A 14005-nucleotide genomic window follows, 5' to 3' on the forward strand; every position below is an offset into this window, starting at 1 on the left:
GCTTGTCCGCTCAACAGCGGCCACCGTGGACGATCCGGTAGCCCGCAGCCCGGGCCTCGCAGGCATTGCCGAAAGTCTTGCGGCGGGAACCGCGCTTTGCGCAGACGGGATCATATTCCTTGGTACACATGACGGGCTGTTCGCGGACGCGACCGCGGCCCAGCCTGCAGATCCCTTTTGATGTCACGAAATAGCCGGACACCTGAGCCTCGCAGGCGTTGCCGAATGTCCGGTAGCGGGTGCCCTTACGGGCGCAGACAGGGTCGTATTGCTGCGTACATACGCGGCGCGAGGATTCGGCTTGTGCAAACCGTTCCTGCGCCTGCGCGCCACTGGCCGCAAAGAGGATCACAAAGGCTGCAATGATGCTGATACGCGCGAACATTCTTGTCTCCGTTTGCCCATCCCGTCCGGGCAACGCAGCAATAGGCAACAAGGTCCTGATTTTTCGTTTCGCTAACGCAACGCCGCAACGATCCCGGCGTCCGGGAAACAGGTCGGCTTGCGGCCGTTCTTCGCCTGCCAGTCGCCGATGGAGCGGCGGGTCTTGAAGCCGGCCAGCCCGTCGGCGCCGCCGACATCGTAGCCGAGCCGCTCCATGCCGCGCTGCATGGCCGCGACATCGGAACGGTAGAGACCTCCGACCTTGCCCCAGCCGCCGACGAACGACTTGTCGCCATAGGTCATGCGGTCTGCCGCATGACCGACGAAGAGCGCGTAGAGATCGCTCTCATTGTAGTCCTTGAGCACGTAGAAATTCGGGGTGACGATGAAGGCAGGACCATAACGGCCAGCCGGCATCATCAGATAACCTTCCTGCCGCGCCTCGTGATCCGGGAACGGACGACCGCCGACGCGCGCGATACCCATCGCCGCCCAGTCGGAAATCTTGCGGCCGCGGTCCGGCCCTTCCAGCGCACATGAAACACTTTCGGGCACGGTGACCTCGAAACCCCAGTCGCGGCCGCGCACCCAGCCATGATTGGCGAGGTAGTTGCCGATCGAAGCCAGCGTGTCGGCTTCCGAGTTCCAGATGTCAGCACCGTCGCCGTCGAAATCGACCGCGTGGCGCAGATAGGAGGTCGGCAGGAATTGCGGCTGGCCGAGCGCGCCGGCCCAGGAAGACTTCATCGCCGACGCCGGCACGCCGCGCTGCATCATCACCAGTGCGGCCAGTATCTCGGCGCGGAACATGTCCTTGCGGGTCGACATGAAGGCCTTTGTGCCCAGCACCTCGATGGCGTTGTGCGGTATCTTGGCGTTACCGAAGCCGGATTCGCGACCCCAGATCGCAAGCACGATGCCCGCCGGCACGCCGTAATTCTTTTCCACCGCGGCCAGCACATTCTTGTAGCGCGCCATGCGGCTGCGGCCGCCGGCCGTCACGCCGCCGACGACATTGGGTGCGAAATATTTGCCGGGAGAACTGAACTCCGCCTGATGCTGAACCTTAGGCGTCTGCTCTTCCTTGCCGGGCATCACGAGGTCGGGCAGCTTCAGGTTCGGCTTTACGCCGGAGAACGCGCCGTTGAAGGTTTCGGCGGAAACGCCATTGGCGCTTGCCTGCGGCCACAGATCGTTGACCAGCCAGTCACGGAAAAGCGCGTTCACATCCTGAGCCGAGGCAAACGAAGGAGCGAGAAGCGATGCGCAGAAGAAGGCAGCTGCAATCAGCGAACGTTTCATCGTTCCTTCCTGTCCGCGAAATGCGTCAAAAGGCTGTCCGCGATTTCAGGGCGGCGGCGATCGTGCCCTCATCCAGATAGTCGAGTTCGCCACCGACGGGTACGCCATGGGCAAGCCGCGTGACGCGGGTCTCGAAGCCGGCCAGCCGGTCGGTGATGTAGTGCGCAGTCGTCTGCCCGTCGACGGTGGCGTTGACGGCAAGTACCACCTCGGTCACGCCACCCTCGGCCACGCGAGCGACCAGCTGGTCGATGGTGAGGTCGTCGGGGCCGATACCGTCAAGCGGCGACAGGGTTCCGCCCAACACATGATAACGGGCGGAAAGTGCGGCCGAACGTTCCAGTGCCCACAGGTCGGCGACATCCTCGACAACGATGATGGTGGAGCCGTCACGGCGCGGGTCGGTGCACACAGTGCAGGGGTCGGCGGTATCGATGTTGCCGCAGGTGGAGCAGACCTTCACCTTCTCCACCGCCTCGGCCATCGCGCCGGACAGCGGAATGAGAAGCTGCTCCTTCTTCTTGATCAGGTGAAGTGCCGCTCGTCTGGCCGAACGCGGGCCGAGCCCTGGCACCTTGGCCAGGAGCTGGATCAGCCGTTCGATCTCTGGGCCGGCGATTCGCTTGGACGACATGGGCGATGTGTAGCGGGGAATGCCGCAATTGGGTAGCACGGGACGTCTAAGAGACGCGGGCTGGTGCCAACAAATCGAAAGGCTCCGGATTTGACGAAGGAGACGATCTCGATCCGCATTGCGCGGCCTGAGGACGAAGCCGTCCTCTCCGCGCTCATTGCGGCATCATATGCCACCCTTGAAGATGGCCGGTACGACCTTTCCCAGCTCGCCAAGGCGCAGGAGCTGATGTCGAAGGCAAATCCGAAGCTTCTCGCCAGCGGCACCTATTTCATCGCCGAGATCGATGGCGTTGCCGGCGCGTGCGGCGGCTGGACCTTCGAAAAACCGGGCAGCGATGAGGTGGAAGATGGCGTGGCGCATATCCGACACCTCGCCACGCATCCCGACTATCTGAGGCGCGGGCTCGCCCGCATGCTGATTGAGCGCTGTCTGACTGAAGCCAGAGCGCACGGCGCGCGGCTGATGAGAACCCAATCGACGCTTCCCGCCGAACGCTTCTATGCATCCGCCGGGTTTAGCCGGGTCGGGCCTATCGAAGTTGCAATGGGGCCCGGCGTCTTACTGCCGGCGATCGAAATGGAACTGCTGCTCTAGAACGGCAGTTTCATGCCGGGCGGCAGCGGCATGCCCGCTGTCAGCTCGCTGGTTTTCTTCTGCATCTCGGCTTCGACCTTGACCTTTGCGTCGTTGTGCGCGGCAAGCACCAGGTCTTCGAGTATCTCGACATCGTCCTCCTTGAAGATGGACGGATCGATCTTCAGCGCGCGCATCTCGAATTTGCCCGAAAGCGTGACCTGTACGAGGCCGCCCGCGGATTGGCCGGTCACTTCCAGGTTGGCGATCTCTTCCTGCATGGCCTGAAACTTGGCCTGCATTTCCTTCGCCTTGCCCATCAGGCCCATGAGGTCCTTCATGAGGTCTCCAATCTAGTTGTCGTCGTCTTCGTCCGGCGCTTCGAGGCCGGTATCATCCAGGTCGGCGCCCACATCGTCGCTGCCCGCATCGGGAATGCGCACGTCGATGATCTTGGCGCCGGGAAAATTCGACAGGATCGCTGCCACTGCCGGGTCGCTGCGCGCATCGGACAGTACGTTTTCGCGGTGCTGTTCCTCCAGTTCGGACAGCGTCTGCCCGCCCTCTTCGCGCGACAGCGAAACGATCCAGTTGCGGCCGGTCCATTCCTTCAGGCGGGCGCTCAGATCGTTGAGGAGCAGCTTGGGCGCATCGTCGGTCAGGCTGACTTCCACCTTGCCGGTCTGAATGCGTACCGGGCGGACATAACGCTTGAGCAGAATCTTGAACTGCATGTCGCGATTGGCGTCGGCCAACGCGGCAATATCGGCAAGCGACTTGATCTCGACATGCGGGATCACCTCGGCGCGCACTTCCGCAGCGGACGCAGGTTCGGGTTCATGCCGAGGCTCAACCAACCGCATGGTTTGCGCGCCGCCCGCCGGCTGAGGCGACAGACGCGATGCGCTGACCGCACTTGCCGGCGCAGCGGCGGGTTCGGATGCGCGCGGCGCCGAGCCATTGGACGATTGAGGTGCCGTGCCCTGCCCGCCCGAGCGGTCGAAGCCGGCCAGCGCTTCATCCAGCGTCGGCAGGTCGGCGGCATGCGCCAGCCTGATCAGCACCATTTCGGCGGCACTCACCGGCTGGGTCGAACCCTGAACCTCCGTGATACCCTTGAGCAGCATCTGCCAGGTGCGCGACAGCACGCGTACGGAAAGTGCCGCGGAAAATTCAGCGCCGCGCGTGCGTTCGTCTTCCGAGAGCGAGGCATCATCGGTCGCACCAGATACGAAACGCAGCCGCGTGACGAGATGGCAGAATTCGGCAAGGCTGGTCAGCACCGCCGCCGGTTCAGCGCCTGCGTCATAAAGCGTGCGGAACTGGGCAAGAGCGGCTGCCGTGTCGCCCTTCATGATATGCTCGAACAGGTCGATGATCTGTGCCCGATCGGCGAGACCAAGCATGTCGCGCACCGTTTGTGCCGTAACCTTGCCGGAGGAATGGGCAATCGCCTGGTCGAAGATCGACTGTGCATCGCGCATCGAACCTTCGGCGGCACGCGCGATCATCGCCAGCGCGTCATCCTCGGTCTCGACCCCTTCGAGGCCGCCAATGCGGGCCAGATCCTGCTTGATGAGCGAGGCATCGATGCGCCGCAGGTCGAAACGCTGGCAGCGCGACAGAATGGTGATCGGAACCTTGCGTATCTCGGTGGTGGCGAAGATGAATTTCACATGCGGCGGCGGCTCTTCCAGCGTCTTCAGCATCGCGTTGAACGCCCCGCCGGAGAGCATGTGAACCTCGTCGATGATGTAGACCTTGTAGCGGGCCGAAACCGGGGCGTAGTGAACGCGCTCCAATATGTCGCGCATATTGTCGACGCCGGTGTGAGAGGCGGCGTCCATCTCGATCACGTCGACATGGCGGCCTTCAAGAATCGCCTGGCAGTGTTCACCCGGCACGGACAAGTCGACTGAGGGCTGGTCGATCTCGTCGGTCTTGTAGTTCAGCGCGCGGGCCAGGATGCGGGCGGTCGTGGTTTTGCCCACCCCGCGCACGCCGGTGAGCATCCAGGCCTGCGCGATGCGCCCGCTCTCGAAGGCGTTGGTGAGCGTACGCACCATCGGCTCCTGGCCGACAAGCGCGGTAAAGTCGCTCGGACGGTATTTGCGCGCCAGTACGCGATAGCCCGTCTTGCTGGCTTTCGTGTCCGTCGCGGTGTCATTCATCGGCTGGGTCAGCTCCGTGTCGCCAGGCGCATTTAGGCGCTTTGCGCGGCACCCGCAATGTCACCCTGTGCCGCCACTCACGTCAATGGCGGGAGGCGGATGGGGCGTGGATGAACTGACAAAAGAAAAGCGGCGGCGCGTCGGCACCGCCGCTGTCGCAATGCTTCAACCGCCTGAACGGCCGGCGGGCGCTACATATCCATCAGTTCGGCGACCTCCACCGAGCCGCCGTCGTCCAGAATGGGGCAGCCTTTCGCGATTGCAAGCGCCTCGTCCATGCTGCCGACATTGACGACTGCATAACCGGAAATCGGATTTGCACCGCCATTGTCTGCAACGCCGCCGGAACTGACCGTCTTCGACACACCGGCCGGCTTGCCGGGATTCGTCATGGCAGCGCCGGACTTCTCGATCCACGACATCCAGGCCTGCATGACCTTTGCTCCTTCCTCGGGCGATTCCGGCGCCTTGCCGCCATGATAAGCGAAAATGTATTCAGCCATTGTCTGTCTCCCTTATTCCGGTTTTCGTGTTCACGGCGACTTTCGTCGGGTCAATAGTCAACCATTAGGTTCATTAATTGCGGCTGCATGCCATTGTCAACCTAGAGGTTCAGCTTTACTGACGGGTCATGATGAATCTCGATTCCACTTTTGCCGCCCTCAGCCACGAAACCCGCAGGGCGATACTCAAAGAGCTCGCCAGCTCGGGAGAAACGCGGCTTTCGGACCTCGCGAAGCCATTCAACATGTCGCAAACAGCGGTTTCAAAACACGTTCGCGTGCTCAGCGACGCCGGGCTTTTGACGGTCGAGAGACGCGGGCGCACCCGCCATTGCCGGCTGAATGCGGAGCCCATGAAGCAGGCCGCGGACTGGCTGACCGACTATGAGACGTTCTGGACCGGGCAGTTCGAGAAGCTTGCACGCCACCTCGCCGCGAAGGGGAAAAAGTAGCCATGCAGTTCGTGAAATCCACGCCTGGCGACGACCCGATCGTCGTCGAAGGCTATTTTGCCGCGACGCCGGAGGAAGTCTACGAGGCGTGGACGACGCCGGAAATCATCGTGCAATGGTTCGGGCTTGAGCGCGACTCCCTGCACTCGGCGGATATCGATCTGCGCCCCGGCGGAAGGTGGCAGCTCCTGCACTCCAAGGACGCCGAGAAGTCGGTCGGCTTCGAGGGCCGCTATATCGACATCAAACCACAGGAGAAGCTCGTCTACTCCTGGTCCTATGTGGTCGAACACATGAACGGCGATCGGGAAGCAACTCCGGATTCCAGGGTCGAGGTCGACTTCATACCGAAAGGCAAAGGCACTTTCGTCCGGCTCGTGCACTCACTGGTGCGCTCCGAAGATGCGCGCCGCGGCATTGGCGGCGGCTGGCAGGCCTCGTTCACCTCGCTCGGCGAAGTGCTGGCGGTGCAAAAGCCTGCGTAGCAGTGCAATGGAAACAAAGGGAAAGGTGGGAGGCTGGAACGGTGACCCGTTCCGAGCTCGTTAGGGCTGCTTCCTTCCGGACCTGACCCGGTTGGCGAGTGGCTCGTCCACCACCAACCTCCCGCGCCTCATATCGTTCATCGGGACGGCGATTGCAAGCTTTGCCGTGTGCAAGGCCCTGATCATTGCGTTGCGGACGCAAAAGGCCCAATCTGGATGTCCCGAGGGGTGAAACCGGGTAAAAAGGATGCTGCCGGGCACCAAGAGCGGCTTCGAACTGGATGCGCGACTGGAGTCGAACTCGGTTCCCGTCATGTGGCTCGGCTTGTGCGAACTCAGGCTTGTCGATGACGGCCGCTGGGTACGCCTGATGCTGGTGCCGCAGCGAAACGGCATAGAGGAGGTGCACGAACTTTCGCCACTCGACCAGGCCATGCTGACTTTCGAGATCTGCATGGTTTCAAAGGCGCTGAAGCAGGTGGCTCAGTGCGATACCGTCAATATGAGCATCGCATGCAACGCCGTGCGCCAGCTCCATGTCGAGATGACTGCCCGCTCGCTGGGCGACGCCGGCTGGCCCGACCCGGTGTTGGACGACGAACCGCGCAAGCCGCGCGAGCGCAAAAGCCAGCGTGCGCTACTGGACAAATTGCGCGCCGCCATGTGACCGTCCGGCACGCTAGTTCGAGGCAATCCATGACGTTCTCCCTTTTCGACGCGCCGCAGCGCGAACCCAGCCAGTTTGTCGGGTTCGCGGGAAACCGGATCGACCGGCAGTCCGAAAACCGGACGGAGAGTTCGCTCGCGACGGCGCTTGCCGACCCTGCGGCGCAAATCCTGCTCACCCGGGCGGGACGCATCCATCTCAAACTGGCCGACGGCGTTTTCGACGCACATTACAGCCTTGAAGAGGCTCGAACACTCGGGGCCAAGCTTGAACACGCCGTCCTGCTTGGCCGTTCCGACAAAGGCCCGGTCATTGCAGCGCCGGCCGGCCGCGACGCGGAGGAACTGCCTGAGACGATCAAGGCGATCGACTACCGCTCGGTTTATATACAGGGGCTTATCGGCCCTGAGGAGCTTGGCGAACTGGCGCAAGGCGCATCGCTGCTGCACTGGAACCATACGCACCGCTTCTGCGGACGCTGCAGCGCGAGAACCGAGATGCGCATCGGCGGCTACAAGAGGGTCTGCACCGGCTGCCAGGCCGAACATTTTCCCCGCACCGACCCGGTGGCGATCATGCTGGCGGTCCAGCGCGACCGCTGCCTGCTGGGACGCAGCCCGCATTTCATGCCAAACATGTACTCCGCGCTCGCCGGTTTCATCGAACCCGGCGAAACGATCGAGCAGGCTGTGCGGCGCGAAACGCTTGAGGAATCAGGTATCGAGATCGGACGCGTGGTTTATCATGCGAGCCAGCCCTGGCCGTTTCCGCATACGCTGATGATCGGCTGCTTCGGCGAGGCGGTCAGCGACGAGATCAGCTTCGATGGCGACGAACTGGAAGACTGCCGCTGGTTTTCGCGCGACGAGGTGCGCTCAATTCTCGCGGGCGAGCACCCGGACGGCATTGGCTGCCCGCCGCCCGGCGCGATCGCTCATCACCTGATCAGGGCGTGGGCGGAAAGCGAGTAAGCGGTAACGTACCACACGAAAATAAGTTTGTGTGGTACGCGCCGGAAATCCCCCTGAGCCTATTCGTCCTCGCCCTGTGCAACCCGGAAGGGATGCGCGTCGTAGACACCCAGAATGCGCACTTCACGTGAGAAGAAGTTGAGCTCTTTCAGCGCCTGAGCGGCGTTCTTGTCATCCGGGTGGCCCTCGATGTCGGCATAGAACTGGGTTGAGAAGAATTTGCCGCCCAGTTGGTAGCTTTCCAGCTTGGTCATGTTGACGCCGTTGGTGGCAAAGCCGCCCATCGCCTTATAGAGCGCGGCGGGGATGTTGTGCACCCGGAAGACGAAAGTCGTCATCATCAGACGGTCGTCCTGGCGCGGCGCCCATGATTTTTCCTTCGACAGCACCACGAAGCGGGTGACGTTGTGATCGGCGTCCTCGACATTCTCGACCACGATATCGAGCCCGTAGAGTGTCGAGGCCAGCCGCGGCGCAAGTGCAGCCCATGTGCGATTGCCCTCGTCGCGAACCACGCGCGCCGCCCCGGCCGTGTCTCCGGCCACAGCCGTGTTCCAGCGGTGTTTCCTGATGATCTTGCGGCACTGGCCCAGCGCATGGATATGGCTGTGCACGGTCTTGATCTCCTCGATCTTGACGCCCGGCAAGACCATGAGGTCGAAATGGATGGGCAGAAAATACTCCGCCACGATATGCAGCCGCGATTCGGGCAGCAGGTGATGAATGTCGGCGACGCGGCCGGCAATCGTATTTTCGATCGGAATCATCGCCAGCGCCGCCTTGCCCGTTTCCACGGCGTTGAACGCGTCCTCGAAGGTCGCGCAGGGCAGCGGCTCCATGTCCGGATACATGTTGCGGCAGGCCGTGTCCGAATTCGCGCCCGGCTCGCCCTGAAAGGCGATAATGTTGGTCTTCATCGATTTTCCTGGAGGGTGGAGGCGTTTCAAACGGGCCGCCAGCGTCTCGTTTCACTTGGGTCACAGGGCATATTTGCCGAAGGGAAGCGCCCGCAAGCTGCCGCCGGCAAAGTGGCAAAAGGTCTCACATGGAAGGGCCCTTATATGTGTTGCATGCATGAAGCAAAAGACCTAGTTTCCGCGCGATTTTGAAGCTTGGCCGGGATGCGCGCACGGCGCGCGCGTGCGTTCCATGATAGGCGCAAGGCAGGGTCGGGCACAGGAGCTGCGGTCAGATGGATTCGTTCGAACTCAACAAGATTGTCGGGGCATTGCTCGGCACCGTATTTGTGGTCTTTTCGGTCACGTTGGTTGCCGACGCGCTTTTCGCCGCGCATTCACCCGAAACACCGGGTTATGCGATCGAGGCAGCGGAAGAAGGCGGTCATGGCGGACCCGCGGTCGAAGAAGAGGCCGTGTCCATTGCCGCGCTTTTGCAAGACGCAGACCCAGCGAAGGGCGAAGCGGTGTTCCGCAAATGTCAGGCCTGCCACACCCCCGACAAAGGCGGCGCCAACAAGGTCGGCCCTAACCTGTGGGGTCTGGTGAACCGCCCGATTGCGTCGCATGAGGGGTTCGCATACTCCGCTCCGATGCGCGAGTTCGCGGCCGGCGGCCAGGAAGTCTGGGACTATGAGCACCTGAACGGCTTCCTGCTCAACCCGAAGGGCTATATCAAAGGTACGGCCATGGCATTCGCCGGCCTGAAGAAAGATCCCGAGCGGGCCGATCTCATCGCCTATCTGCGCACCCTCGCCGACAGCCCCGCACCCCTTCCGGAAGCGCCGGCGGCTGAAACCGAATCCGCTGCAGCAGCTGAGGGCGACGCTGCAACGGCAAATGAGGCAGCGCCGGCAACCGGCTCGGAACCGGCCGAAGAGGCGGCACCTGCCGACGGCGGAGAAGCCGCACCGGCGGAAGAGAGCTCCAACTAGGCAAGCCTCCTCGTTCCTCCACCCAATCAGAAGCCGGGCCGGTGCGCCCGGCTTTTTTGTGCCCGAAGACTGCCGGCGGGGCGAATATTGCTGCCTGGACGCTTTCTTTTGCCGCAGAGCGGGCTAGTTTTTGCAGGAAGATCGAGTGAACCGGCAAAAGGGTTGGAGATGTTTGAACATATGCGCCTGGCCATAACGGTGCCTGCGGCCGCTGCGATGATGCTGGCGGCGGCAGCGGGCATATCGCCAGCCGGTGCCGCCGAAGAGTGGCTTACTTCGTCGTCGCTCATCGACCCCGACCGCGAACGCGGCGCTTTCGAGCGTTACGACCACGTGAATCCGGACGCACCCAAAGGCGGGACACTGAACTCGGCGGCGTTCGGCACTTTCGACAGCTTCAATCCCTTCATCGTACGCGGCACCCCGGCTGCGGGACTGACACAGTTTGGCGGGCTGTTGTGGGAAACGCTGATGCAGCAGTCTATCGCGGAGCCCAGCACCAGCCATCCGCTGATTGCCGACGCCTACAGGCACCCTGAAGACTTTTCCTCCGCGACCTACCGTATCGACCCCGACGCGAAGTGGCACGACGGCACGGCAATCACCGTGGACGATGTCATCTGGTCGTTCGAAATGCTCAAGGAACACAGTCCGCTTCACAACCGCTACTTCGCCAATGTGACCGGCGCGGAAGCCGTCGGCGAGCGCGAGGTTTTGTTCACCTTCGACCAGACAGGCAACCGCGAGCTGCCGCATATCATGGGCGATTTGCCCGTATTGCCGAAACACTGGTGGGAAGGGACCGACGCCAGAGGCAATGCGCGGGATATCACCCAACCGACGCTAGAGGCGCCGCTCGGCAGCGGTCCCTACGCGATCGAAAGTTTCGAGCCCGGATCGAGCATCGTCTGGAAACGGGTCGCGGACTATTGGGCCGAAAACAACGCCGTGAACATCGGCCGTAACAATTTCGAGCGCCGCCGCTACACCTATTTCCTCGACGACAATGCCGAGTTTCTCGCCTTCACCAAGGGCGGCATCGAAGATGTCCGCCGCGAGCTGAGCACGAGGCGCTGGTCGACCGCGTACAACTTTCCGGCCTTTGAAACCGGCGACGTGGTGAAACGCGAATTCGTCTCGAACAGTATCGAAGGCATGCAGGCGTTTGTCTTCAACATGCGCCACCCGCGCTTTCAGGACCGCCGCGTGCGCAAGGCGATTACGCTTGCCTATAATTTCGAAGCGCAGAACCGGACGCATTTCTTCGGCCTCAACAAACGCTTCTCCAGCTATTTCGAAAAATCGGAACTCGCCTCGAGCGGATTGCCGGACGGCACGGAGCTTCAGATCCTGGAGGAGTTCCGCGACCAGCTTCCGCCTGAGCTCTTCACGGAAGAATTCAAGCTGCCGGTCTATGACGACCCGCGCGCTGAACGGAACTATCTGCGCGAGGCAGTGGGACTGTTTCGCGAGGCCGGCTGGGAGGTGAAGGGCGGAAAGCTCGTCAATGCCGAAAGCGGCGGGCAGTTCAAGATCGAGTTTCTCGGCAATTCGCCAACTTCGGAGATTATCGCCGGTGGGCTGGTGGAGACCCTTCGCAAGGTGGGTATCGACGCGACGCTGCGTATCGTCGACACCTCGCAATATATTCAGCGTTTCCAGGCATTCGATTTCGATATGGTGACCGGGCGTTTCGCGCAGTCGCTGTCACCCGGCAACGAGCAGCGCGACTTCTGGTCGTCGCAGGCCGCCGACATTCCAGGCTCCCGCAATGTCGCCGGCATCCGGAGCCCGGTGGTCGATGCACTGATCGACAAGATCATTTTCGCCGCCGACCGCGAAGCACTGATTGCCACCACGCGCGCGCTCGATCGGGTGCTGCTGTGGAACTATTATATGATCCCGCAATATTTCCAGCCGACGCTGCGCTACGCCTATTGGGAAAAGTTCGGTATTCCCGAGACTCAGCCGGATTATCTCGGCATCGATGTCGATTCCTGGTGGATCGACCCTGAGAAGGAAAAGGCGCTGGAGCGGAAATACGGAGGCTGACAATGTCCAACCGCATAGCCTTCAGCCGGCGCGAGATACTCGCCATGGGTGCGGCGGCCATTGCGCTGCCGGCCGTGCCCGGGCGCGCAATCGCGGCGCTTGCGCCGGAAGTACCGCTGCGGGGCATTTCCACCTTCGGCGACCTCAAATACGGGCCGGACTTCAGCCATTTCGATTATGTGAACCCGGATGCGCCGAAGGGCGGAACGTTCAACTTTTCACCGCCCAACTGGTACTTCAACCAGTCGACCAACACCTTCAACACGTTGAATACCTTCGTGCCGCGGGGCGATGCACCGCCCCGCATGGAGATGTGCCACGACTATCTGATGAAGCTGTCGCTCGACGAGCCGGACGCACTTTACGGCCTGCTTGCCGAGAGCGTCACGATCTCGGCCGACCGCAACAGTTTCACCTTCGCGCTGCGTCCGGAAGCGCGCTTTCACGACGGATCGGATATCACGGCTGAGGACGCCGTTTTCACCTTCGAGATATTGAGGGAGAAGGGCCATCCGGAATTCCAGCTGCCGCTGTTCGACATGACCGAAGCGGTTGCCCTTGGGCCCAAGACCTTTCGCATCACCTTCAATGGCGATCAGTCGCCGCAGACGCTGTTTCGCATCGCCGAATATCCGGTACTTTCCAAGGCCTGGTTCCGGGATCACCCGTTCGATGGCTCGGAGCTGGAGGCGCCGCTCGGCTGCGGGCCCTACAAGGTCGGCTTCATGGCGCCCGGACAGACGATCGAGTACCACCGCGTCGCCGACTATTGGGGCAAGGACCTGCCGGTCAATCGCGGCTACAACAATTTCGACCGCATTCGTATCGAGTTCTTTCGCGACAGGCAGGCGGGTTTCGAGGCGTTTAAAAAAGGCGATGTGCTTTTCCGCCAGGAATTCACCTCGCGCGTATGGGCTACGGAGTATGATTTCCCGGCCATCCGCGACGGTCGCGTTGTCAAACGCGAGTTTCCTGCCGAGTTGCGTCCCGCAATGCAGGCATGGGCGATCAACCAGCGCCGCGAGCGCTTCCGCGACATCCGGGTGCGCGAGGCAATTGCGCATTGTTTCGACTTCGAATGGACCAACCGGAATATTTTCTACGACGCCTATGCGCGATCGCAGTCGAGCTTCGAACGCTCGCCCTACAAGGCGGAGGGTTTGCCGGGTGCGGAGGAACTGGCCCTGCTTGAGCCATTCCGCGACGAGCTGCCACAACAAGCCTTTGGCGAGGCCGTCATGCAGCCGGTATCGGACGGTTCGGGCCGAGACCGCAACATGCTGCGCCGGGCCCGGCAGCTGATGGAAGAGGCCGGCTGGACAGTTGAGAATGGTGCTTTCCGCGGTGCGGGCGGGCAGCTCTTCCCGGTCGAGCTCCTGGTGCGCGATCAGATTTTCGTTCGCGTGTTCACACCGTTCCTGGAGATGCTTCGGGCTGTCGGTTTCAACGCCTCTATCCGCCTGGTGGATGAAACCCAGTTCCAGTCCCGCCTTACGGACTTCGATTTCGACATGGTCGGTATGGCCGCCTCGTTCGGCGGAACACCGACCCCGGCCAGTCTCGCGAACATCTTCCATTCGTCAGCCGCCGACCTGCCCGGCTCGCGCAACTATCCAGGCACGAAAAGCGCTGCCATGGATGCGCTGATCGACACAGCCGGGCGCGCGGAGACACGCGAAGAGTTCACCGTGGCGATGCGGGCGCTCGACCGGGTCTTGCGCGCGCGGCGCGACTGGATTCCAAATTGGAACGCGGCGAATCACCGTGCCGCGTTCTGGGACATGTTCGGGTTCAAGGAACCGAAGCCCGACTACGGGTTCCCCGTCGAAGAAATCTGGTGGCTGGACGAAGAAAAGGCAAAGGCGATTGGCAAGGCCTGACATTCCAGACAACGGCACGCAAACCGAAAAGCCCGAG

The 14005-nt window shown here is 62.1% G+C and carries 15 protein-coding genes and 1 other RNA gene; 8 read left to right on the forward strand and 8 right to left on the reverse strand.

Translation table 11 applies throughout. The annotated features are described in order from the left end of the window. Positions 1-10: 10 nt before the first annotated feature. The 3 genes from EP165_RS20540 to recR all read right to left on the reverse strand — a co-directional run bounded on the left by EP165_RS20540 (position 11) and on the right by recR (position 2320). The gene (locus EP165_RS20540) at positions 11-385 is read right to left on the reverse strand and encodes a Kazal-type serine protease inhibitor family protein (RefSeq protein ID WP_206075860.1); all 375 of its coding nucleotides are present in this window, start codon (positions 383-385) and stop codon (positions 11-13) included. A 71-nt stretch (positions 386-456) separates the two neighbouring features. Continuing rightward, on the reverse strand, positions 457-1686 hold the full coding sequence (locus EP165_RS04130) for a lytic murein transglycosylase (RefSeq protein WP_127520266.1): 1230 nt from the start codon (positions 1684-1686) through the stop codon (positions 457-459). A gap of 25 nt (positions 1687-1711) precedes the next feature. Next, on the reverse strand, positions 1712-2320 hold the full coding sequence (recR, locus tag EP165_RS04135; RefSeq protein ID WP_127520267.1) for a recombination mediator RecR: 609 nt from the start codon (positions 2318-2320) through the stop codon (positions 1712-1714). A gap of 90 nt (positions 2321-2410) precedes the next feature. On the opposite strand from recR, the gene EP165_RS04140 reads away from it, so the two are divergent. Further along, positions 2411-2917 carry a GNAT family N-acetyltransferase gene (locus tag EP165_RS04140; RefSeq protein WP_127520268.1) on the forward strand — a complete coding sequence of 169 codons (507 nt, stop codon included), beginning with the start codon at positions 2411-2413 and terminating at the stop codon, positions 2915-2917. Here the strand turns inward: EP165_RS04140 and EP165_RS04145 are convergent. From EP165_RS04145 to EP165_RS04155, 3 genes are all read right to left on the reverse strand, one after another. Beyond that, positions 2914-3237 carry a YbaB/EbfC family nucleoid-associated protein gene (locus tag EP165_RS04145; protein WP_127520269.1) on the reverse strand — a complete coding sequence of 108 codons (324 nt, stop codon included), beginning with the start codon at positions 3235-3237 and terminating at the stop codon, positions 2914-2916. The two genes, EP165_RS04140 and EP165_RS04145, sit on opposite strands and share 4 nt — an antisense overlap. A 12-nt stretch (positions 3238-3249) precedes the next feature. Then, the gene (locus tag EP165_RS04150; protein WP_127520270.1) at positions 3250-5067 is read right to left on the reverse strand and encodes a DNA polymerase III subunit gamma/tau; all 1818 of its coding nucleotides are present in this window, start codon (positions 5065-5067) and stop codon (positions 3250-3252) included. Positions 5068-5258: 191 nt separating this feature from the next. After that, on the reverse strand, positions 5259-5570 hold the full coding sequence (locus EP165_RS04155; RefSeq protein ID WP_127520271.1) for a YciI family protein: 312 nt from the start codon (positions 5568-5570) through the stop codon (positions 5259-5261). Between the two features lie 128 nt (positions 5571-5698). Between EP165_RS04155 and EP165_RS04160 the strand changes: the two genes are divergently transcribed. Then, positions 5699-6022, forward strand: coding sequence for an ArsR/SmtB family transcription factor (locus EP165_RS04160; protein WP_206075861.1), 324 nt, complete (start codon positions 5699-5701; stop codon positions 6020-6022). Positions 6023-6024: 2 nt separating this feature from the next. Next, positions 6025-6507, forward strand: a complete 483-nt coding sequence (locus EP165_RS04165; RefSeq protein ID WP_127520272.1) for an SRPBCC family protein — start codon at positions 6025-6027, stop codon at positions 6505-6507. Between the two features lie 25 nt (positions 6508-6532). Here the strand turns inward: EP165_RS04165 and ffs are convergent. Continuing rightward, an RNA gene (gene ffs, locus EP165_RS04170) (signal recognition particle sRNA small type) lies at positions 6533-6629 on the reverse strand. Between the two features lie 125 nt (positions 6630-6754). Here ffs and EP165_RS04175 point away from each other — a divergent pair. Next, positions 6755-7174, forward strand: a complete 420-nt coding sequence (locus EP165_RS04175; RefSeq protein WP_127520273.1) for an HIT domain-containing protein — start codon at positions 6755-6757, stop codon at positions 7172-7174. Between the two features lie 29 nt (positions 7175-7203). Then, positions 7204-8145, forward strand: coding sequence for an NAD(+) diphosphatase (nudC, locus tag EP165_RS04180; RefSeq protein ID WP_127520274.1), 942 nt, complete (start codon positions 7204-7206; stop codon positions 8143-8145). Between the two features lie 59 nt (positions 8146-8204). Here nudC and EP165_RS04185 read toward each other — a convergent pair whose 3' ends face one another. Further along, positions 8205-9062, reverse strand: coding sequence for a prephenate dehydratase (locus EP165_RS04185; RefSeq protein ID WP_127520275.1), 858 nt, complete (start codon positions 9060-9062; stop codon positions 8205-8207). 275 nt (positions 9063-9337) lie between these two features. On the opposite strand from EP165_RS04185, the gene EP165_RS04190 reads away from it, so the two are divergent. The 3 genes from EP165_RS04190 (at position 9338) to EP165_RS04200 (ending at position 13968) form a co-directional block, all read left to right on the forward strand. Next, the gene (locus EP165_RS04190; RefSeq protein WP_127520276.1) at positions 9338-10036 is read left to right on the forward strand and encodes a c-type cytochrome; all 699 of its coding nucleotides are present in this window, start codon (positions 9338-9340) and stop codon (positions 10034-10036) included. A gap of 180 nt (positions 10037-10216) precedes the next feature. After that, the gene (locus EP165_RS04195; protein ID WP_127520277.1) at positions 10217-12088 is read left to right on the forward strand and encodes an extracellular solute-binding protein; all 1872 of its coding nucleotides are present in this window, start codon (positions 10217-10219) and stop codon (positions 12086-12088) included. 2 nt (positions 12089-12090) lie between these two features. Beyond that, positions 12091-13968, forward strand: a complete 1878-nt coding sequence (locus EP165_RS04200) for an extracellular solute-binding protein (protein ID WP_127520278.1) — start codon at positions 12091-12093, stop codon at positions 13966-13968. The last annotated feature ends 37 nt before the right edge of the window (positions 13969-14005 follow it).

Origin of the sequence: Mesorhizobium sp. Z1-4 (assembly GCF_004000235.1) — a bacterium.
Classification (GTDB): domain Bacteria; phylum Pseudomonadota; class Alphaproteobacteria; order Rhizobiales; family Rhizobiaceae; genus RCIO01.